At 66.5% G+C, this 19,200-nt stretch carries 17 protein-coding genes; 7 read left to right on the forward strand and 10 right to left on the reverse strand.

All coding sequences use genetic code 11. The annotated features are described in order from the left end of the window. Positions 1 to 33: 33 nt before the first annotated feature. From MJ122_RS12555 to MJ122_RS12580, 6 genes are all read right to left on the reverse strand, one after another. Positions 34 to 4,617: an autotransporter outer membrane beta-barrel domain-containing protein gene (locus MJ122_RS12555; RefSeq protein WP_239744397.1), complete on the reverse strand. Its 4,584-nt coding sequence runs from the start codon at positions 4,615 to 4,617 to the stop codon at positions 34 to 36. A 93-nt stretch (positions 4,618 to 4,710) separates the two neighbouring features. Further along, complete coding sequence (locus MJ122_RS12560; protein ID WP_239744398.1) at positions 4,711 to 6,399, reverse strand: response regulator; 1,689 nt, start codon at positions 6,397 to 6,399, stop codon at positions 4,711 to 4,713. Between the two features lie 45 nt (positions 6,400 to 6,444). Next, positions 6,445 to 6,948 (reverse strand): DUF2938 domain-containing protein, encoded by a 504-nt coding sequence (locus tag MJ122_RS12565; RefSeq protein ID WP_239744399.1) that lies wholly within the window; start codon positions 6,946 to 6,948, stop codon positions 6,445 to 6,447. 58 nt (positions 6,949 to 7,006) lie between these two features. After that, positions 7,007 to 8,203, reverse strand: coding sequence for an MFS transporter (locus MJ122_RS12570; RefSeq protein WP_239744400.1), 1,197 nt, complete (start codon positions 8,201 to 8,203; stop codon positions 7,007 to 7,009). Between the two features lie 110 nt (positions 8,204 to 8,313). Next, positions 8,314 to 8,526: a 4-oxalocrotonate tautomerase family protein gene (locus MJ122_RS12575; RefSeq protein WP_239744401.1), complete on the reverse strand. Its 213-nt coding sequence runs from the start codon at positions 8,524 to 8,526 to the stop codon at positions 8,314 to 8,316. Positions 8,527 to 8,556: 30 nt separating this feature from the next. Then, positions 8,557 to 9,291, reverse strand: coding sequence for an SDR family oxidoreductase (locus tag MJ122_RS12580; protein WP_239744402.1), 735 nt, complete (start codon positions 9,289 to 9,291; stop codon positions 8,557 to 8,559). Positions 9,292 to 9,423: 132 nt separating this feature from the next. Here MJ122_RS12580 and MJ122_RS12585 point away from each other — a divergent pair, with 132 nt between their 5' ends. After that, positions 9,424 to 10,332, forward strand: coding sequence for a LysR family transcriptional regulator (locus MJ122_RS12585; RefSeq protein ID WP_239744403.1), 909 nt, complete (start codon positions 9,424 to 9,426; stop codon positions 10,330 to 10,332). A 300-nt stretch (positions 10,333 to 10,632) separates the two neighbouring features. Next, positions 10,633 to 13,035, forward strand: a complete 2,403-nt coding sequence (locus MJ122_RS12590; protein ID WP_239744404.1) for a TonB-dependent siderophore receptor — start codon at positions 10,633 to 10,635, stop codon at positions 13,033 to 13,035. Positions 13,036 to 13,272: 237 nt separating this feature from the next. Here MJ122_RS12590 and MJ122_RS12595 read toward each other — a convergent pair whose 3' ends face one another. The 3 genes from MJ122_RS12595 to MJ122_RS12605 all read right to left on the reverse strand — a co-directional run bounded on the left by MJ122_RS12595 (position 13,273) and on the right by MJ122_RS12605 (position 14,900). Further along, positions 13,273 to 13,785, reverse strand: coding sequence for a thioredoxin family protein (locus tag MJ122_RS12595; protein WP_239744405.1), 513 nt, complete (start codon positions 13,783 to 13,785; stop codon positions 13,273 to 13,275). Between the two features lie 58 nt (positions 13,786 to 13,843). Next, positions 13,844 to 14,287 carry a nuclear transport factor 2 family protein gene (locus tag MJ122_RS12600; RefSeq protein WP_239744406.1) on the reverse strand — a complete coding sequence of 148 codons (444 nt, stop codon included), beginning with the start codon at positions 14,285 to 14,287 and terminating at the stop codon, positions 13,844 to 13,846. 109 nt (positions 14,288 to 14,396) lie between these two features. After that, positions 14,397 to 14,900, reverse strand: a complete 504-nt coding sequence (locus MJ122_RS12605; RefSeq protein ID WP_088417055.1) for a GNAT family N-acetyltransferase — start codon at positions 14,898 to 14,900, stop codon at positions 14,397 to 14,399. 144 nt (positions 14,901 to 15,044) lie between these two features. Here MJ122_RS12605 and MJ122_RS12610 point away from each other — a divergent pair, with 144 nt between their 5' ends. From MJ122_RS12610 to MJ122_RS12625, 4 genes are all read left to right on the forward strand, one after another. Next, positions 15,045 to 15,476: an Rrf2 family transcriptional regulator gene (locus MJ122_RS12610; RefSeq protein WP_088417054.1), complete on the forward strand. Its 432-nt coding sequence runs from the start codon at positions 15,045 to 15,047 to the stop codon at positions 15,474 to 15,476. 115 nt (positions 15,477 to 15,591) lie between these two features. Beyond that, positions 15,592 to 15,978 carry a DUF1360 domain-containing protein gene (locus MJ122_RS12615; protein ID WP_239744407.1) on the forward strand — a complete coding sequence of 129 codons (387 nt, stop codon included), beginning with the start codon at positions 15,592 to 15,594 and terminating at the stop codon, positions 15,976 to 15,978. A 17-nt stretch (positions 15,979 to 15,995) separates the two neighbouring features. Then, positions 15,996 to 16,685 carry a class I SAM-dependent methyltransferase gene (locus MJ122_RS12620; RefSeq protein WP_239744408.1) on the forward strand — a complete coding sequence of 230 codons (690 nt, stop codon included), beginning with the start codon at positions 15,996 to 15,998 and terminating at the stop codon, positions 16,683 to 16,685. Between the two features lie 49 nt (positions 16,686 to 16,734). Next, the gene (locus MJ122_RS12625; protein WP_239744409.1) at positions 16,735 to 17,226 is read left to right on the forward strand and encodes an HIT family protein; all 492 of its coding nucleotides are present in this window, start codon (positions 16,735 to 16,737) and stop codon (positions 17,224 to 17,226) included. On the opposite strand, the gene MJ122_RS12630 is transcribed toward MJ122_RS12625, so the two are convergent. After that, positions 17,197 to 18,141 carry a LysR substrate-binding domain-containing protein gene (locus MJ122_RS12630; protein ID WP_239744410.1) on the reverse strand — a complete coding sequence of 315 codons (945 nt, stop codon included), beginning with the start codon at positions 18,139 to 18,141 and terminating at the stop codon, positions 17,197 to 17,199. The genes MJ122_RS12625 and MJ122_RS12630 overlap by 30 nt on opposite strands. A gap of 107 nt (positions 18,142 to 18,248) precedes the next feature. On the opposite strand from MJ122_RS12630, the gene MJ122_RS12635 reads away from it, so the two are divergent. After that, positions 18,249 to 19,199 (forward strand): DMT family transporter, encoded by a 951-nt coding sequence (locus MJ122_RS12635; RefSeq protein ID WP_088417050.1) that lies wholly within the window; start codon positions 18,249 to 18,251, stop codon positions 19,197 to 19,199. Position 19,200 lies beyond the last annotated feature (1 nt).

The raw sequence follows: 19,200 nt of genomic DNA on the forward strand, positions 1-19,200 counted from the left end.
CCCGGGGGCGCTGCGTCGGTCGATGCCTGAGGGTCAGAATTTCACCTTGATGCCGAGGATGCCTTCGTAGCTGCGGCCTTCACCATCGAACGATTTCTGATATCCCAGCGATCCGTTGACGCTGGTGCGTTCGTTGAGCTGGTAGTCCACGCCCAGGTTGAGTTCGCCCCAGGTGCCGTCCATGTCGGTGCCGAAGGGGATGTAGCCGTTGGCCGAGGAGAACTCGGTCTTGGCCTGGCCCTTGAACTCGTGCCAGACGCTGGGCCGTACCCAGGCGTTGGTGCGATGGATCTGCCCCTTGTCGTCCGTGCGGAACCAGTCCTTGTCGATCCGCACGCCCAACCGGCCGGTCAGGGAATCGACGTCTTCGAAGCGGACATCGGCGGCATCGTCATGGGCGTCGTCGAGTTTCAGGCGGCTGGCGATCAATTGGGCCTGCGGCTCCAGATGCAGGGTCTTGTCGCGGTTGAGTTTGAACGGGTAGCCGGCTTCCAGCGAGGCGGTGATGCCGTGGCCTCGGGTTTTCAGCGAGCCGGCGTCGTTGGCGCGGGCCTGCATGTCGAAGCGGTTGTATTGCAGTACGCCATCGAGGTACCAGCCCTTGGGCCCGAAGTGCGTCCAGTAGCCGCCCAGGCCGTAGGAGCGCAGGGTATCGTCGCCGGCGTCCTGGCCATCGGTGTGGTCCACGCTGCCCTTGATGCGGCCGGCCTGCAGCGAGAGGCCAGCCTGGTCGGTGCTGCCGTCGGTGTCCTCGTTGCGGTAGAGGTCGGCGCCGACCTGGAAGGCCTGAATGCGGTAGCCGTAGTCGGCGCCGCCGGGCAGGCTGTCCTTGCCCTTCTGGTGGATCAGCCGGCCCCAGCCCAGGGACGGGCCGTAGGTGTCGGTTTCTTCGCTGGGGAGAGGGTCGGTGGCGTTGCGCCGTTCCTCGCCCACGCGCTCGTGCAGGGTGTCGACCAGGGCGCGGCTGTAGTTCAGCGCCATGGCGGGGAGCGCGCTGTACAGCGAGGTTTCGGCCCGGTAGTTGGGCACCTGCGGTGTGGGCGCAGGCGTGTCTGGTGTAACCGGGGTAACCGGGTCAGTGGGCGACACTGGGTCTACCGGGTCTACCGGGTCTACCGGGTCTGCCGGGTCGACTGGGTCGACTGGATCGACTGGGTCCACCGGATCGACTGGCCTGGCGTCCGCCGTCGAGCGCAGGTACCAGGCCTCGCCGTTGCTGTCGTCGAGGCTTGAGCGATGCAGCGTGTACTCATACGGGCCGGCCTTGACCCGGTTGAGCAGCCGGAAGGCCTCGGTCCCGGTGGTGCCGCCATTCACTGCATCCACGACCTTGATGCCATTACCTTCGGTCAGCGCGCCGGGGCCGCCGGCGTTCTTGATGCGCAGGTTGCTCTCGCCGGTGGCCTTGCCGCCATCGATCACCAACTGGTCGGATGGCGAGTCGTCCTTGTACAGGTAGGTATTCAGGGCAAGGGTGCCGTTGGCGCCGTGATAGTCGTTGGCGGTGAGCCGCTTGTAGCCGCCATCGGAACTGAAGTCGATCAGGCTGGAGTCGTTGTGCAGGCTACTGAGGTTGGAGTCGCCGGTGAGCTGCCAGAGGCTGGTGTCGCGCAGGGTGACGTCGGAGTGGGCGCCGCTGGCGGTCTTCGCCGTGCCGGTGACCACGGATGACGACAGATCCAGGCGCGCCTGACCGGCTGCGTCCTGGCGGGTGCCGATGCCTTGCCACTGGCCAGTGCCCATGTCCGGAATGCTGCTGCCATCGCTGGCCACCGAGCTGTCCACGTTCAGCCATTGGCCACTGCCGCCAGCGAGGCTGTGGCTCAGGGCGATGTCCGCGACGCCGGCGGTGGCGATGGTGCCGCCGTCGCGGTTGCTCAGCGTGGCGTGGTCCATGCGCACCTGCCCGGGCAGCGTATCGGTGCCTTGCACGTAGAGCGCTGCCGATTGGCCGCCATGAGCGGCTACCACGACAGACTCGGCACCGACGCTGCCGCCCTGGCGGGCCACCACGCCATGACCGAAGTCGCCCCGGGTATTCACGCTCACGCTATCCAGGCGGGCGGTGGCGCTGTTGTTGGCGAACACCCCCACAGCCTGTTCGCCCCCGGTGCTGACGGCGCTGTTGGTCGCACTCAGTGCGCCACCGGACTCGGCGCGCAGGCCGTGTGAGGCGATGCCCTGGGTGGCGATACTGCTGTCGCTCAGGTCCAGTTGGGCGGTCTCGTCCTTGTACTGGCGACTGACCAGGGCGCCGCTGGCATGGTCCCCCGTGGTCTGCACGGTGACGTGGCTGGCCGACAGGCCCACCGCACCGGGCTTGGCGGAGCCGATGCCGGCGTATAGACCGACCGAGTATTCGCCTTCGGTCCGCACGCTCAGGTTGTCGAGGAGCATGCTGCCACCGTCGTCCACGGCGGCGCCGTAGGCCTGCGAGCCTTGCGTCAGCACGCTGGTGCCGTCGGCCACCAGCAGGGCGCCGGGATTGCGCGCGGCCAGGGCGTGGGGAAAGGTCAGGTTGCCTGGGGTCGGCGAGCCGTTGCCGGTGGTGGTGACCGAGCCGCCGTGGACGACCACCCTGGCGCCCAGGTCGGCGACTATGCCCATGGCGTTGTCGTTGCCGTGGGTGGCGACGGTCAGGTTGCTGGCGGTGAGGGACGAGCCCGGCGCGGCACTGGACGAGCTGCCGGCGGCCAGGGCGGTGGAGTAGTTGCCGTGGGTGGTGATGCTGCCGTTGGCCAGGCTGGCGTCGGCACCTTCGCGCACCTGCACGCCGTAGCTGGTTTTGGGCGTGGTAAGCACGTCGCTGCCGGTCATCTGCAGGCTGGAACCTGCTCCGTCCACCAGCACCCCCGGCGACCAGGGGCCGACGGCGCCGGCCTGGGCATCCACCGAGAAGCTGCTGGCATCCACCGTGGCGCTGGCGCCACCGCTGATATTGAGGCCGATGGAGCGGTTGCCGTCGACGCTGACCGTGGAGTGGCTGATGTCGCCGTGGGAGCCGGTGCCTTCGATGGAGACGCCGTGGCCGTAGGTCAGGCCATGGACCTGCAGGGTGGCGTGGTCGAGCACCACGCTGCCGCCGTCCATGGCGCGTGCGCCGGCGGCGGGATTCAGGACGCTGCCGGCACCGCTGACCGAGGCCTGGCTGTGGCTCATCCGTACCTGGCTGCCGCTGCCCTCGGCGCGAGCGCCACCGACGTTGGCGCCGGTCACGGCGAGGGAGGAGTTGGAAAGCTCGATCCGGCTGCCGGACAGGGCATGCAGGGCGGCTGTCGTGGTGGTGCTGGTGGCGCCGCCGCTGGCGCTGATGTCGGCCGCATCCAGGCTGATCCGGGCGCCGTCCTCGCTACGTGCGGCGCTGGCGCTGCCGGCGGCGATGTCGAGGGTCAGCCCCCGGGCATCGATGAGGGTGCCGCTGCCGCCGGCCAGCAGGCCGTGGCTGAGACTCAGGGGCTTCTCGCCATCCACAGGGCTGGCGGTGGAGACCGCCGCACCGCGGGTGTGAATACGAGTGTCGCCGGCCAGGCTCACCTGTGCGCCATTGCGTGCCCAGACGCCGACCGAGCCCTTGCCGGAGGTGGTGATGCTGCCGCCGTGGAGGTCGACGGTCGCGCCATCGGCCAGCACGCCGTGGCCGTTTCCACCGGCGGTGCTCAGGTCGCTGTCCGCGAGTGCCGCCGTCGAGCCGCCGTCGATGCGCAGGGCGTAGGCCGAGCCACCGCTGGTATCCACGCGGATGCCGTCGGCGGCCAGCGAGCTGCCGCCGCCCAGCTGGATGCCGTGGGCGCCGCCGCTGGCGGTGCTGCGGGCGCCGGAGGTGCTGACGGCTACGTCATCCAGTCGGGCCTGGGCGCCTTGCTCCAGGGCGATGCCGGTCGCTCCCCAGGACAGCGTGCTGACGGAGCCGCCGCTCATCTCCAACTGGCCCTGGCTGACGATGATTCCCCGGTTGTTGTTGCCCTTGGCGCCGCCGCCGATCTGCACCTGGGTATCGCTCAGGCGAGCCGTGCCATTGGCGTCCACGCGCAGGCCGGTGAGGTCGTTGGTGGTGATGGCGGCGCTGGTGGTGGTTTTCGGGTCGAGGACGATGCTGCTGCCGCTGAGGATCAGTGTGTCGCCCGAGGAGACCCTGGCGCCGGTCTGGCCCTTGGCCGTTGCAGCGGTGATGGCGCTGGTCTCGATACGGCCCTGGCTGAAGCTGACATCGCCGCTGGTCTTCACTCCTGTGGTGTCGCTGGCACCCAGCTTCACCGTGGTATCGGCAAGGACGCCGGTCGTGACGCCAACGCCGCCGGCCAGGTTGACGCTGATCGGCGGCGGGCTGCCGAGCAGGGCGCGGCTGGCGAAGCGCGCGGGGGCCTGGCGAGCGGCCTGCAGGGCGAGGTCAAGGTAGGAGGAGGGGGCCGGCTGGAAAACCGTACCCGCCTCGGAGGGCAGGTTGAGGTCGTCGTTGTCGCTCTGGGTGACGCTGTCTTCGGCTTCGGCCTCGATCACCCGCAGGCTGAACAGGCTGGCCAGTACCAGGCTGATGGCCTGCGCCAGGTGCGAGCGGCGCAGCCGCGTGAGAATGAAGTCCGCCGGGGTGGATGAGGTCGGGCATTTGGGGTTCTTCATGATGCAGCTCCATGGCAAAGGCTATGGAGCGAGCATCCGGCCGGCGCTCGGGGGCTCCCATCGTGGGGGCCTGATTGGGTTGTAGTGGAAGCACTAGTGGCGGGTGTTTCCTTTGGGAAGCTTGAGCTGGATCAAGGCGACGAGGTCCGGCTCGGTCTCGCTTCCCAGTTTCAGCTCGCCATGCAGCAGGCGGCACAGGCGTTGCGCCAACTGGATCCGTGCCTGGTCGACCAGTGCCGCCAGCTGCGGTTGCACCGGCTCTCCCCGGGCACTGCGAATGGTCAGTCGCCACTCGACTTCGGCCTGGGGTAACGCGCAGCCCTGGGCGCTGATCGCCACAGCGGGCAATTGCGCCCTGTGCAGGCCGCGCAGCAGCACGACGAGCAGGCGCCGGTAGCGGCTCGGGTCGATCCAGGCCCAGCGATCCTCCGGGTCTGCCTGGAATGACGGTTGCGGATCGCAGGCGCCCAGGGCCTCGCGGGTCAGATGGTTGAGCTCGTCCGGTCGGGGCATCGTCAGCGGGGTGCCCCTGTCCAGTTCGATCAGTTCCACCAGCACCTCGATCGTCTCGCGCATCTTCGTCAGGTGCAGGGGCAGCGCTTCCAGGCTGGCGTCGGCCGGGTGCTTCGCCTGGAACCCGGCAAACAGGCGGGAGATGGCCTTAAGATCGCGCAGCAACTCATGCCCGGAGGCCAGCAGGTACGCCGCCCGGCTGGCGAACAGCGACTCCAGGTAAACCTTGGCTTCCTGCAGGCGCTCGACGAAGTGTTCGTTGTCGGTGATGTCTACGTAGTAGCAGAACACACCGACCATCGAGCCGTCGTCTTCATGGATCGGCAGCCCGATCAGGCGGTAGATTCGCGTTTCACCTTCGATCTTGCCGGAGGCCACCAGGGAGAATGGCAAGCCGCTGGTGGCTCCTTCGAGAAACTCTCGATGGCTGCGGGCGATCTGCTGCGGGTCCACCAGGTTCATCTGCGAAAACGGCAGGCCGACCAGCTCGGCCTGGCTGTGGCCATGCAGGTCGGCGTAGCGCTGATTGCAGGCCAGCAGGACGCCGTCGACGCTCCACAGGCTGGCCCCATTGGGCAGCAGCTGCAGCAGCTGTTCGATGTCCTGTGCCTTGTCGGTCGCCGCTGCGGACTGCCGTGTGAGGTATTGGACCTGCTGATCGCTGAGCAGGCCGCGCACTTGCGCGGCGGCGACAAGATCGATCAGTGAATCGGTCCGGGTCTTCTCCAGCAGGCGGGTCTTGTAGGTGCTCACCGTGCGGTCGCTGATCGCCAGTTCGTCGGCGATGTCCTTGATCCGGTAGCCCTGGGCCAGGTACTGCAGCACGGTCAGCTCGCGCGGTGTGATGGCTTCTCCGAGTGGAAGCCCCTCGCCGGCAACGCCGTTGTGTCCCGCGGGAAAGATCTTGCGGCCGCTGAGTACCAGCTTCACCGCTTCGTCCAGCTCCGCTGGCAGATCACCCTTGTGCACGTAGCCACAGGCACCGGCCTGCTGGCTCAGCTCGTGGTAGTGCGCGCCGGACAGTTGGGTGAATACCAGGGTCTTCAGCCGCGCTTTGTCGCTGCGCAGCCTGCGCAGGAGCTCCAGGCCCCCCAGGCGGGGCAGCTCCAGGTCGAGCAGCAGCAGGTCCGGGTGCAGGCGTTGCACCAGGGCCAGTGCTTCGCGGCCATCGCCGGTTTCGCCGACCACTTCGTGGCCGGCCTGCGCCAGGCGCTGGCGTAGCGCCTCGCGGATGAAGGGCTGTGGATCGGCGACGACGATGCGGCTCATCCCTGCGGTCCTGTGTTCGTTTCCCGCAGAGAAGGGTAGCCCAGCTCAGGCCCCGCACAGGGTCGGGGCGAGCAGGCAGGCGGCGAGGTACAGGCCGATACCGAACACCAGGTGGGTGAGCAGGCTGTGCAGGCGTGCCTTCGCTGGGTTGGTGCTGTTCGCAGCGGCGATACCCAGGCCGAACGCCGGTTGCATGACGAAGAAGGGAAGCACCACGGTGGCCAGGCCGAACAGCAGGGCGGGCGCCAGCGTAGGGTGGCAACGCCAAGGGGCATCGACGGCGACCAGTGCCAGGGCGAACAGCAGGCCGGTCAGGTAGTGGGCGAGCCAGCCCAGCGCGCGCTCGCCGGCGACAGGGGCCGCCTTGCCGATGGGTGCATGACGAAACTGCCCGCGCGGCATGTGGCCGATCCAGCGCCCGAGCAGGGCGTAATCCAGTGAGGGGACGCCGAGCAGGTGCTTGCGCAGGACGGTCCAGCCATCCATCAGCAGGGTGGCGCCAATGCCGATGCCGGCGATGTGCAGCAGAAGCGTGAGGGAGTGGGGCATGGCTGTTTCCTTCGGGTAAGTCGATGGAAGCAGCATCCCGGTTCAAGTGGACTTGAGGTCAAGCACCCCGTGCCTGCCGTTCGCTCAACGCGGAGCCGAGCACATAGAACACCCCGCCGCCGATGATGAAGGCGCCGAGCATGACGAATACCCAGTGCGGCGCGAACAGGGCGAGGAAACCGCCCACCAGGATCGGCCCGAAGGCGCCGCCGAGATTGGCCAGGTTCTGCGTGCCGTAGTAGACGCCGCGCAGGTGCGGCGGCGCGATGCGGTCGATGAACATGTACTCGGCGGGGATCACGATGATTTCGCCCAGGGTGAACACCACCATCGCCAGGCCCCAGTGCCAGAGGCTGTGGGACAGGCCGAAACCGACGATGCCGAGCACGAACAGCCCCAGGCCGACGATCAGCCAGCGCTGCAGGTGCTCATTGCCGATGCGCTTGCCGAGCAGGTACTGCAGGGCGATCACGGTCACCGCGTTGACCCCGAGCAGGGTCTGGATCACCTGGTAGGCGTATTCCGCAGTGCCGGTGGCCACCAGGTACTGCGAGAGATAGGCGGAAAACTGGCCGAACACCACGGCGGTCAACACGCCGCCAAGGGTGAAGTACATCAGCCGGTGGTCCTTCGCCAGCACACCCATCACCGCGATGAACGAGGGCGGTGCCACGCCTTCGGCCGGGCGCATGCCGCGGTCGCCGTAGCGCGCAAAAGCCAGCAGGAAGAGGGCACCCAGGCACGCCGAGAGCACGAAAGGCAGGTGCTGGCTCCAATGCGCCAGCGCAGCGCCGATGAAGGGGCCGATGGCATAGGCGAGATTGATCAGCGTATAGCGGATGGAGAAGGCGCGGCCCTGTTCGCCGGCCGGCAGCAGGCGTCCGAAAATGGTCTTCACCACCACGTCGGTGACGGAATAGGCAAAGTTGAAGCCCAGCAGGAACAGGAAGAACAGCCAAAGCTGCGTGCTCAGCAGCATGCCGGCGAAGGCGGCGACGAAGCAGGTGCCGAAGCCGAGGATCAGTCGGAAACCGGGCATCCGGTCGATCAGGAAACCGCCGTAGAGGCTCAGCAGCGAGCCTCCAAACAGCGCGCCGCCGAGGATCAGGCCAATGCGACTGACGGGCAGGACGAACCGGGTCGAAAGGTAGATCACCAGGAAGGGCAGGGTGATGGCCCGGCCCAGGGTGAGCAGGAAGGTGCCGGCTAGCAGCAGGTTGACCTGTAGCGGATAACGCTTGAGCGCGGCGAGCATTCCTTGCCTCGGCTGTCGATGGGAGCGGGTAGGCTCCCGATCCTATCAGCACCAGCTTGGTGCATGGCAAGCGCCGGGAGCCCATGCGAACCCCCGGCGTGCCCGCTGCCTCAAGTCCTGGATTTTTCCCTGGCACGTAGCGCCTTGACGGTCTCGCCACCCACGCCCCAACTGTCGGTGGGGATTTCCTGGATCACCACGAAAGTGCTCGCGGGCGGTTTGCGCAGGACACGTTCCAGCAGTTCGGTGACGCCTTCGATGAGCTGGCGGCGCTCGTCGGCGGTGACGCCTTCGTCGGTGACCTGGATGTTCACGTAGGGCATGGCGGTTCTCCGTTGGGGGATTGAGCGGGGTTACCAGACGCCAGTGGTGGAACCGCCGTCGACGTTGAGGACGCTTCCGCTGACGAAGGTCGAGTCGGTCAGGTAGAGCACCGCGTCGACGATATCCTGCGGGTTGCCGATCCTGCCACTGGGGGACAGGCCGCGCAGGAAGGCGTGGGTGCCCTCGTCACTGGCGTGCAAAGGGGTTTCGATGATCCCCGGCGCCACGGCGTTGACCTGCACGTTGGAGGCTGCCAGCTCCAGGGCGAGGCCGCGCACGGCGCTGTTCAGGCCGCCCTTGATCAACACCGGCAGCAACGCCGGGACCTTCACGTTGGGTTGCATCGCAATGGATGCGGTAATGCTGATGATGTGCCCCGAGCCGTTGGCCGCCATGTGCCGGGCGGCTGCCTGCGAAGGGTAGAAGAAGCCCATCAGGTTGGTACCCACGATGGCATTGACTTCTTCCTCGGTGTAATCAGTGACCGGTTTGGGAATGAAGATGCCGGCATTGTTGATCAGGATGTCCACTCGGCCGAAGGCTTCGATGGCCTGGTCGAACAGGCGTCTGGCGGTGTCCGGTTTGGCGATGTCGCCGGCGACGGCGAGGAAGCTGGACGGATTGCCCAGCCGGGTGGCGGCTTGCTCCAGGCGGGCCTGGGTGCGCGCGTTGCCGACCACGTTGTAGCCGCGTTCCAGGTAGGCGCGGGCGATGGCGAAGCCGAGGCCGCTGGAGGCGCCGGTAACGATGACGGTCTTGCTCATGGTGAGGTCTCCGAGAGTGGGGCGGGGCGGTGTGCCCGCGTCTTGGAGGCCAATCTAGGCTGCAATCAGCAATTGAAAAATGAGGCTGATGGCATTTGAATTGATACTTCATGTAATCAGTTGGGTCATGCCATGACGCGCCATTTCGACGATCTGCAACTGGGCAGCATCGAGTTGTTCTGCCTGGCTGCGGAGACCGGCAGCTTTACCGCCGCCGCCAACGAGGCGGGCATCACGCCGGCCGCGGTGAGCCGCTCGGTGGCGCGCCTGGAAGAGCGCCTGGGCGTGCGCCTGTTCGTCCGCACCACGCGGCAGATGCGCCTGACCGACGATGGCCGCGGTTACTTCGAGCAATGCCGACAGGCGCTGACCCAACTGGTGGATGCCGAGCGCGCGGTCAGCGGCGGCCAGAGCATCGCCTCCGGGCGCCTGCGCATCAGCGTGCCGACGCCCTACGCGCATTACCGCTTGTTCCCGCGGCTGCCGGAGTTTCGCCGGCGTTATCCGCAGGTGCAGGTGGAGGTGCATGTCAGCAACCGCAATATCGACTTCGCCAACGAGGGCTACGACCTCGCCATCCGTGGCCGCGACCCGGCGGATTCCAGCCTGGTGGCGCGGCGCCTCGAGGAGGCGGAGAACGTGGTGGTCGCCACGCCCGAATACCTGGCGCGTGCCGGCACGCCGCATACGCCGGACGATCTCGCCAGGCATGAATGTATCCAGTTCGAACTGCCCAGTACCGGGCGCCGAGTGCCCTGGACGTTCCAGGTCAACGGCAAGCCGGTGGAAATCGAGACGGCTGGCAGCCTCACCGTGCTGGAGGATTACCTCGCCACCGCGACCCTGGCCAAGTGCGGCGGCGGGCTGATGCAGGCCTATCGCTTCACTGTGCAGGAGGAACTGGAGCGGGGCGACTTGGTGGAAGTGCTCAAGGACTACGGCCAGACGACGCGGCCCTTCCTGCTGATCTACCCGCACGCGCGCCATGTGCCGTCGCGGGTGCGGGCCTTCATCGAGTTCATGCTGGAGACGCGCGAGTAGGAGCGAACCCGACCGCGCTTGATTCATCAACGCTCCGATGGGCAGGGAGCTGGGCGAAGTCATCGCGGACGGAGTCCGCTCCTACGACGAACCCGACTACGGTGCGGCGTTTTGAGGAGAGGGGGGCGATGCGAACCACAGAGCGGTAATAATAGTTAAGATACAAACCATTCGCATTTACAATGAATTTACATCTGCATACACTTTGGCTCCCCGCTGGCGTCCACCACGTCGGCATTCGCCAACCCGAGTCATTGCGCCGCCAGAGCGCAAACCTCGCACCGAAGGATCCTTCAGCAGATGAAAGACGTAGCGTCGGGAGCGCTCCTGCTCAGTCTCTCCACTTTTGCTCTCTCCGCAGTGGCGGCCCCCGTGGCCATCGACCTGCCCAAGCAGCCCCTGGCCGCTTCCCTGGAGCAATTGCAATCCGCAACCGGAATGCGGATTTCCTATGATCGTGCCCAGATCGCCAAGGTTGGCGCGCCGGCACTCAAGGGCAACATGGAGCCGAGCGAGGCACTCGATCGTCTGCTGGCGGACAGTGGCCTGCAAGGCACGGTCAATGGCAATAACGCGCAGGTCAGCGGTACCGCACGCGGCGCGTCGGGCAGTGACAGCGTCGACCTGGGCGCCACCGAGATTGTCGGCGCCGCCAGCGTGGCGCCGGGTACCACCGAAGGCACCGGCTCCTACACCACGGGCGTGATGCAGACTTCCACCAAGCTGAACATGACCGTCCGCGAGACGCCGCAGTCGGTCAGCGTGGTCACCCGCCAGCAGATGGACGACCAGAACATGCAGGACCTCGACGATGCGATCCGCGGCGTCACCGGCATGACCGTCCAGCAATATGGCCCCGCACGCGTGAGCTATGCCGCGCGCGGTTTCGACGTCGACAACATCATGTACGACGGCCTTGCCACCTGCATTTCCACCTACACCCAGGACGTGATTTCCGCCGCGGACCTGGCGATGTTCGACCGCGTCGAAGTGGTGCGCGGCGCCACCGGCCTGATGCAGGGCGCGGGCAACCCGGCCGCCGCCGTCAACATGGTGCGCAAGCGCCCGACCCAGGACTTCCACATGAGCCTGGAAGGCAGCGCCGGCACCTGGGACCGCTACCGCAGCCAGGTCGACGTCTCCGGCCCGCTGAACAGCGAAGGTACCCTGCGTGGTCGCGCGGTGGCCGCCTACGAGACCCGCGACAGCTTCCAGGACGTGGTCAGCGGCGAGCGCGGCGTGCTCTACGGCATCACCGAGGCCGACCTGAACCCGGACACCACCCTGACCCTGGGCGCGTCCTACCAGAACGACAACAAGAACGACAACTGGGTGGGCCTGCCGGCGCCGCTGGGTGGTCGGCACCTGGACCTCAAGCGCTCCGACTACTACGGCGCCGACTGGTCCTACTGGGATACCACCACCACCCACCTGTTCGGCGACGTGGTGCACCGCTTCGATAACGGCTGGCAGATGAAGGTCGCCGCCGACAAGCTGTGGGCGCGCATCGACATGCTCGGCCTGTACAACAGCTGCTACTACACCGAAGGTTGCCCGACCATGATCCAGGGGCCGGGCAAGTACGCCTACACCGACGACCACCAGAGCTACGACGCCTTTGCCAACGGCCCGTTCCAGGCCTTCGGCCGCGAGCATGAGCTGGTGTTCGGCGGCAGCTACCGCGAAGAGCGCTTCGACGGCCACGGCGGCTGGGGCGACCTGACCTACAACGACGGCTCGCCGGTCACCCCGTTCGACCCGACGAAGTGGGACCCGAGTTCGGTGCAGAAGCCGAACATCGACATGAGCCTCTGGAACATGAAGCTCGACCAGGAGCAGAAGGGCGCGTACGTCACCACCCGCCTGAACGTCGCCGACCCGCTGAAGGTCATCCTCGGCGGGCGCCTGGACTGGTACGAAGCCGACCCGCATAACGACACCGGCACCCAGAAGGTCACTCGCAACGTCACTCGTTACGCCGGAGTGGTCTACGACCTGAACGACGTCTACTCGGTCTATGCCAGCTACACCGACATCTTCAAGCCGCAGAGCAAATTCGACGCCAGTGGCAGCCTGCTCGACCCGATCACCGGCAAGAACTACGAGATCGGCCTGAAGGGCGAGCACTTCGGCGGTGCGCTGAACACCCAGCTGGCGATCTTCCAGATCGACCAGGAAAACCGCGCCACCGACGACACCAGCGGCCCCTCGCCGTGCCCCAGCTCGCCGACCTCGATCTACTGCTCCCGCGCCTCGGGCAAGGTGCGCAGCCAGGGCGTGGACATGGAAGTCAGCGGTGCCCTCACCGAGAACTGGCAGGCCATGGCCGGCTACACCTACGTCGATGCCAAGTACAAGCACGACAGCAACGAGGACAACGTCGGCAAACAGTTCGACCCGAGCAAGCCGCGCCACCTGTTCAAGCTCGCCACCAGCTACACCCTGCCGGGCGAACTGCACCAATGGCGCGTGGGCGGCAACCTGGTGACCCAGAGCCAGACCGAGGACACCACCACCGGCTTCCAGCAGGGCGGCTACACGGTGACCAACGCCATGCTCGGCTACAAGGTGAACGAGAACATCGATACCCGGGTGAACTTCAACAACATCTTCGACAAGTACTATTACAGCGGCATCAGCTTCGGCAACCTGAACTACGGCGAGCCGCGCAACCTGATGTTCACGGTCAAGTACTCGATGTGATCCGCCTGGCCTGAACGGAAAAGCCCCGCATTGCGGGGCTTTTGCTTCTGGTAGGAGCGGACTTTGTCCGCGATCGGCTCATCACCGCTCCGACGGGGCAGGGATCTGGACGAAGTCATCGCGGACGGAGTCCGCTCCTACGCTAGCCGGAACATCACGCCCTACACCTCTGTAGGAGCAGGCCATGCCCGCGAATGCGCCGGCAAGGCGCGTTCATGCCCGACCTTCAAGGAGGGCTCAGGCGCGGCCTTCGGCTTTTTCGAACAGATCGAGCAGGTCGCGCAGCGTGCTTTCCAGGTACTCGCCCGCGCGGTAGGCCGGCTTGAGCGCATCGCCACCCGCCACCACGTCCTGCGGCCGTTCGATGAAACGCCCCACCGGCTGGAAATCGCCATCGAGCACCAGCGCCACCGGGATCAGGATGCGATCCAGTTCCATGCGCTCGCGCAGATCGTCTTCGGCGCGGCCCTTGGTGATCACCGCCAATTCCACTCGCGGTTGCAGGCGCTGCAGATGGTCCATCACGGTGACGTTGATCTGGCAGTCCGGGCACCACATCTCGCCGGCGATCAGCAAGCGGTAGCGGCCCTCGACGGCCTGGATGCGGCGCAGGGTATCGGCGCTGATCTTGCCGGGCTCGGCCAGCACTTGCTGGACCTTGCGCACGCCGGCGATCTCGCCGGGCAGGCCGTGGGCGACGAAGGCGTCGAAGCCTTCGCCGATGGAGAAGAGTTCCTCATAGGAGGCCATGGGGATTTCCTTGAAGCGGGTGATGGCTCATCCCAGCAGAAATCCCCGTGGCGGGCAATCAGCTCCTGGCGGTCTGCGCCTTGGCGGCCGCGAGGTAGGGTGCCAGGCGCCGGCCCATTTCCTCGCCCAGCGCCTGCAGGCCGCTGAGCGGGCGGACCATCACCTCGAACTCGACGATCTTGCCGTCTTCGTCGAAGCGGATCATGTCGATGCCCTTGAGGTCCTTGCCGTTCACCGTGGCGCTGAACTCCAGCACCACGTTCAGGCCGTCGCCGGTGGCCAGTTCGCGGTGGTAGGTAAAGTTCTCGAACACCTGCAGCACGGTGTTGAGGATGGTCGAGACCACCGGGGCGCCGGGGTAGGGCGAGTGCGCCATGGGCGAGCGGAACACCGCGTTGGGTGCCAGCAGTTGCGGCAGGTTGGACAGATTCCTGGCAGCCACCATCTGGTGCCAGCTGGCCAGCGAAGCGGCGGCCTGGGGGTGCAGGTTCAGTGCGGTCACGGGAATACCTCCTGAGAGTTCTTGTTGTTCACTCAGGACGATACGGCCGGTCCGGCAGCGCGCTCAATGATCGGAAATGACAGAAGACTGATCCTGGCGTACAGGGTTCTCAGTGCGTGGCCGGGCTGATCAGGTAGCTCACCAGCTGCGGATCGTCGCCTGGCTCGACACTCTGCACCGGGCGCGGCAGGTCGGCGAACACTGCTTTCCAGAAGGCCGCCGCCACCTCGTCCTGAGCGTAGAAACGCACCAGCCAGGGGCCGGGGTTGCCCAGCAGCACCTGGTTGGCCAGGGCGCGGCCAATCCCCATGCGACGGTACTTCTTCAGCACGAACAGGTCCGACAGTTCCAGCGCGTCGATGCCCGGCAACTCACTGCCTTCCACCAGCAGGAAGCCGGCGATGAAACCGTCGGCGAGAATCAGGTTGGCGCTCCACTCCGGCTCGCTCCAGTAGCGCGCCAGGTGCTCCTCGTGAATGTAGAAGCGGCCATCGACCTCCACGTCTTCGTCTTCCCAGTCCGATGACTCATAGGCGTAGTACTGGTAGAGGTTGCGGATCAGGTCCTGGTGTTCAGGGCCGGCCTGCACCAGCTGGATGGACAGATCGTTCATGGTCGGGAGGCTCGCGGGAAGGCGGAAGAGGGCGGGTGACCGACATTGTCGCCCATTCCCGGGGTAATGCCAGCGGCAGACGGGTTTGAACCGCGCCTCGGCAGGGTGCGATGATGCAGGCGCCTCCACCTTCGAGACCCCGCCGTGCGAACCGACAGCCGCCTCTCGCGCATGCTCCACGTGCTGCTGCACATGGCCCGCGATGACCAGCCCGTGACCTCCGAGCGCATCGCACAGATGCTCGGTACCAACCCGGCGGTGGTGCGGCGGACCATGGGCGGCCTGCGCGAAGCGGGCTACGTGCGCTCTGAGAAGGGCCATGGCGGCGGCTGGACGCTGGACTGCGACCTGGCCCAGGTCACGCTGCTGGACGTCTACCGCGCGGTGGGCAGCGAGCGCCTGTTCGCCATGGGTTTCGACAACGTGCACCCGGACTGCCTGGTGGAAAAGGTGGTCAATGACGCACTGCAGGACGCCATGGAACAGGCCACCGCCATCCTCCTGGAGCGCCTGGGCGCGGTGTCCCTGGCCGATCTCGCCGAACGCTTCACCGCGCATTACCCGAAAGACCACTGAGATTGCTGGCTGACGTGCCGGTCGATGACTGGCGTTGACCCTGTGTGTTTAATCAAGTTACGTTAAAAGTAGCGAGATATTCGAAGCCTTTTCACAATCCATCAGGACCCCACCCATGATCGACCTCTTGAACTCGCCGCTGGCCGGCGCGCTGTGGACCTGCCTTGCGCTGGCGATGGCCGCCTCCGCCCTGTCCATGACCGTCACCCAGACGGAACTGTTCGCGCCGTTGCGCGCGCTGGCCTGGAAAGTCCACCCGCAGGTCGGCCACCTGTTCCAGTGCTTCTACTGCTTCAGCCACTGGGTGGTGATCGCCGGCACCCTGGTCTACCGTCCGGTAGTGATCGCCAGCGGCTGGGCGCCGGTCGACTGGCTGGTGGCGACCTTCTTCACCATCGCCCTGACCGCGATGTTCTGCGGGCTGCTGTTCAAGGTGTTCCTCACCGCCATGGCCAAGGCCGTGAGCGAGCGGGAGCTGAAGAAGCTGTTCGCTGGCGAGTGAAACGCAAGGGAATCTGCATGAACCACCCCGAACTGATGGCCCCTTTCCACGACCCCGACGCCGCCGCGCGCTACGCGGAAAACCCGCCGCGCTTCGTGCCCGGCCTGTTCGATCTGCACCGCATGGCGGCGATCCTGCTGGCCGAGCAGGCGCCGCACGACGGCCATTTGCTGGTGCTTGGCGCCGGCGGCGGCATGGAGTTGCGAGCCTTCGCCGAGGCCCAGCCGGCCTGGCGCTTCACCGGCGTCGACCCTTCCGCCGAGATGCTCGCGGTGGCGGCCCAGATGCTCGGGCCGAACGCCCAGCGTGCCGACCTGCTGCAGGGCTATATCGAAGACGCGCCAGAGGGCCCGTTCGACGGCGGTGCCTGCCTGCTGACCTTGCACTTCCTGCCCGAGCCGGAGCGCCTGCGGGTGCTGCGGGAGATCCACTCCCGGCTCAGGCCTGGAGCGGCCTTGGTCACGGCGCACCTCTGTGTGCCGCAAGGCGTGGGCGGGCGGGCGCGCTGGCTGTCGCGCTATGCCGAGTTCGCCGTCAGCGCCGGCATGGAGCCGGCCAACGCCCAGCAGGCTCGCAGTGCCGTGGATGCGCACCTGAACATCCTCACACCCGAGCAGGACGAAGCGCTGCTCTGGGAGGCCGGCTTCAGCCGCATCGAGGCCTTCTATGTCGGCTTCGCCTTCCGCGGTTGGGTCGCGCTCGCCTGAGGCGTCGGTCTGCTAGGCTGGCGTCCCGTTTTGCGCTGGACGCCAGTCAATGCAGATTCCTGCCACCCACATCATCCACCAGACCGAGCACTGGCTGCTCAACCACCATCTGGCGTCCGCCTTGCCGGGCTACCTGATGCTCGGCTCGAAGCAGCCGGTGGAGTCGCTGGCCGACCTGCCGGAAGCCGCGCTGGCGGAAATGGGCGTGTTGATGGCGAAAGTCCAGCGCATCCTCGAAGAGACACTGCAACCCAAATGGCTGTACATCGGCCGCTTCGGGCATTCGCCAGGCTTCCCCATCCACTTCCATTTCATCCCGGTATACGCCTGGGTAGAGGAATTGTTCTGGGCCGATGCGCGCTATCGCTCGCTGACTCGGTTCGCTCATGGCGAAGACGCCGCCACCCAGACCGACGGTGCCGAACTGACCCTGTTCGTCTGGCGCGAATTCGGCGAAGCGCCCGTGCCGCCCGCCGTGCAGGGACCATCGGTCGAGCAGGTGATCGACTGGTTACGCGGTCGTTTCGACCAGCCCAAGTGACTCCAGCAACCAGTCATGGAACAGCTTCGCCGCCGGCGACAGTTGGCGGTGGCGCAGGGACACCAGGTATTCGCCACGCTCGGTGACCATGGCCAGATCGGTCACCCGTTGCATCTCGCCATTGGCCACCGCTTCGTCCGCCATGAAACCCCAGGCCAGGCCGATGCCCATGCCCTGCTGCACGGCGCGGTAGGCGAGGGTGAGCTGGTTGAACACCGGGTCGCTCTCCGCCGGCTGGTAGTCCTTGCCGAAGTGGCCGAACCAGTCGTGCCAGTCCAGGCAGCTCCAGGCCGAGGTATCCAGCTGCACCAGCGAGGCGGCGGCGAGTTGCTCGAGGGTGGTGATGCGGGTGGCATCGAAGTCCGGCCGGGCGACGGGGTAGACCACTTCCGGCAGCACGAAGCGGCTGTCCAGCGTGGTCCAGTCGCCCGCGCCGTAGAGGATGCCCAGGTCGAAATCCACCAGGCTCGCCTCGTCCATCTCGTTGATCGCGTGAACGTGCACCGCAATGCCCGGATGCGCCTTGTTGAACTCGATCAGCCTGGGAAACAGCCAGAACTGCGCCATGGCATGGGTCGCCAGTACCGACACGGCGTTGCTCTGGTGCACGTTGCGGATGCGCCGCACGCTGTGTTGCAGGCGGTCGAGGAGCATGTCGACGGTGCCCAGCAGCTCGACGCCGGCGGCGGTCAGGGCGACGCCGCGCGGTTTGCGCTCGAACAGCGGCACCTTGAGGCTGTCTTCCAGCGCGCGCATCTGCTTGCTCACCGCACTCTGGGTGAGGAACAGCTCGGTAGCGGCCTGGGTGAAGCTGCCGTAGCGGCCGACGGCCTCGAAGGTGATGAGGGTTTCCAGGGGCGGCAGGGTGCGCAGGTAACGGCTGATGACGGCTCTCCGGTGAAAGGTTAGAGGCATTCCTGCAGGGAATGTCCTGGTGCGGATTTATCCTTGGTCAGAACCTATCACAACCGCTACCGTGGCGGCTCCTTATGGGCATTCACCGAAGTATCGAGGTTGTTGGAATGAAGCGCGGGGTGGTCTACGCAGGCATGGCAGGGGCAATCTGGGGCGGGGTGATCCTCGCGCCGTCGCTGGTGCCGGAATTCAACCCGCTGCTGATCAGTTCCGTGCGCTTTGCGCTGTATGGCGCCATCTCGCTGCTGATTGCCTTGCCGGTGGCACTGGGCCTGCTGCGCCGGGTCAGCCGTGAGGACCTGTCGATGCTCATCCGCCTGTCCCTGGCAGGCAACCTGCTGTATTTCGCGCTGCTCTCGGCAGCGGTGCAGTTCGCCGGAGTGGCGGCGGCCTCGCTGATCAACGGCATCATGCCGCTGGCGATCAGCTACCGCAGCCGCTCGGAGCACGACTCGCTGCCGCTGTCGCGGATGAAGATGCCGCTGGCGCTGGTCGCGCTGGGCATCCTCTGCATCAACCTCGATCCGTCGGCGCTGATGGCCGCCGGCAGCACGCCGGGCGAGCGCCTCCTCGGCATCCTGTGTGGCTTTTCGGCGGTGGTGTGCTGGTCCTGGTACGCCACCGCCAATGCGCGTTACCTCAAGGCCAGCCACTTCAACAGCCACGAGTGGTCGACCCTGATCGGCGTGGTGACGGGGGTGATGGCCCTGGTCCTGGCGGGCGTGGGTGTGCTGATCGCGCCGCAAGCGGTGCCGACCGGCATTTCCGCGGAGCGCTGGATGGTGTTTCTCTGGGTCTCGCTGTTCCTTGCCATCTTCGGCTCGTGGGTCGCCAATGGCCTGTGGAACGCGGCGACGCGCCGCCTGCCGATGAGCCTCGGCGGCCAGCTGATCGTCTTCGAAACGCTGTTCGCCTGCGCCTATGCCTACCTCAACGAGCAGCGGCTGCCGGGCCCGGTGGAGGCGCTGGCCATCGTCCTGCTGACAGTCGGCGTGCTCTGGGCCATCGGTCTGCACCGCGCGCCGGCAGAGGTTCCGGCGCGCGCCGTGGAGTCCTGAG

Source organism: Pseudomonas sp. DP-17, assembly GCF_022380625.1.
GTDB lineage: Bacteria > Pseudomonadota > Gammaproteobacteria > Pseudomonadales > Pseudomonadaceae > Pseudomonas > Pseudomonas nitroreducens_A.

What these genes read in the sequence shown, in the direction of transcription:
- MJ122_RS12575 (WP_239744401.1), bottom strand. Translation starts at nt 8,526, where the DNA reads ATGCCCTACGTGAACATCCAGGTCACCGACGAAGGCGTCACCGCCGAC.
- MJ122_RS12560 (WP_239744398.1), bottom strand. Translation starts at nt 6,399, where the DNA reads ATGAGCCGCATCGTCGTCGCCGATCCACAGCCCTTCATCCGCGAGGCG.
- MJ122_RS12625 (WP_239744409.1), top strand. Translation starts at nt 16,735, where the DNA reads ATGCAGATTCCTGCCACCCACATCATCCACCAGACCGAGCACTGGCTG.
- MJ122_RS12565 (WP_239744399.1), bottom strand. Translation starts at nt 6,948, where the DNA reads ATGCCCCACTCCCTCACGCTTCTGCTGCACATCGCCGGCATCGGCATT.
- MJ122_RS12635 (WP_088417050.1), top strand. Translation starts at nt 18,249, where the DNA reads ATGAAGCGCGGGGTGGTCTACGCAGGCATGGCAGGGGCAATCTGGGGC.
- MJ122_RS12605 (WP_088417055.1), bottom strand. Translation starts at nt 14,900, where the DNA reads ATGAACGATCTGTCCATCCAGCTGGTGCAGGCCGGCCCTGAACACCAG.
- MJ122_RS12580 (WP_239744402.1), bottom strand. Translation starts at nt 9,291, where the DNA reads ATGAGCAAGACCGTCATCGTTACCGGCGCCTCCAGCGGCCTCGGCTTC.
- MJ122_RS12570 (WP_239744400.1), bottom strand. Translation starts at nt 8,203, where the DNA reads ATGCTCGCCGCGCTCAAGCGTTATCCGCTACAGGTCAACCTGCTGCTA.
- MJ122_RS12630 (WP_239744410.1), bottom strand. Translation starts at nt 18,141, where the DNA reads ATGCCTCTAACCTTTCACCGGAGAGCCGTCATCAGCCGTTACCTGCGC.
- MJ122_RS12585 (WP_239744403.1), top strand. Translation starts at nt 9,424, where the DNA reads ATGACGCGCCATTTCGACGATCTGCAACTGGGCAGCATCGAGTTGTTC.
- MJ122_RS12595 (WP_239744405.1), bottom strand. Translation starts at nt 13,785, where the DNA reads ATGGCCTCCTATGAGGAACTCTTCTCCATCGGCGAAGGCTTCGACGCC.
- MJ122_RS12555 (WP_239744397.1), bottom strand. Translation starts at nt 4,617, where the DNA reads ATGAAGAACCCCAAATGCCCGACCTCATCCACCCCGGCGGACTTCATT.
- MJ122_RS12615 (WP_239744407.1), top strand. Translation starts at nt 15,592, where the DNA reads ATGATCGACCTCTTGAACTCGCCGCTGGCCGGCGCGCTGTGGACCTGC.
- MJ122_RS12620 (WP_239744408.1), top strand. Translation starts at nt 15,996, where the DNA reads ATGAACCACCCCGAACTGATGGCCCCTTTCCACGACCCCGACGCCGCC.
- MJ122_RS12590 (WP_239744404.1), top strand. Translation starts at nt 10,633, where the DNA reads ATGAAAGACGTAGCGTCGGGAGCGCTCCTGCTCAGTCTCTCCACTTTT.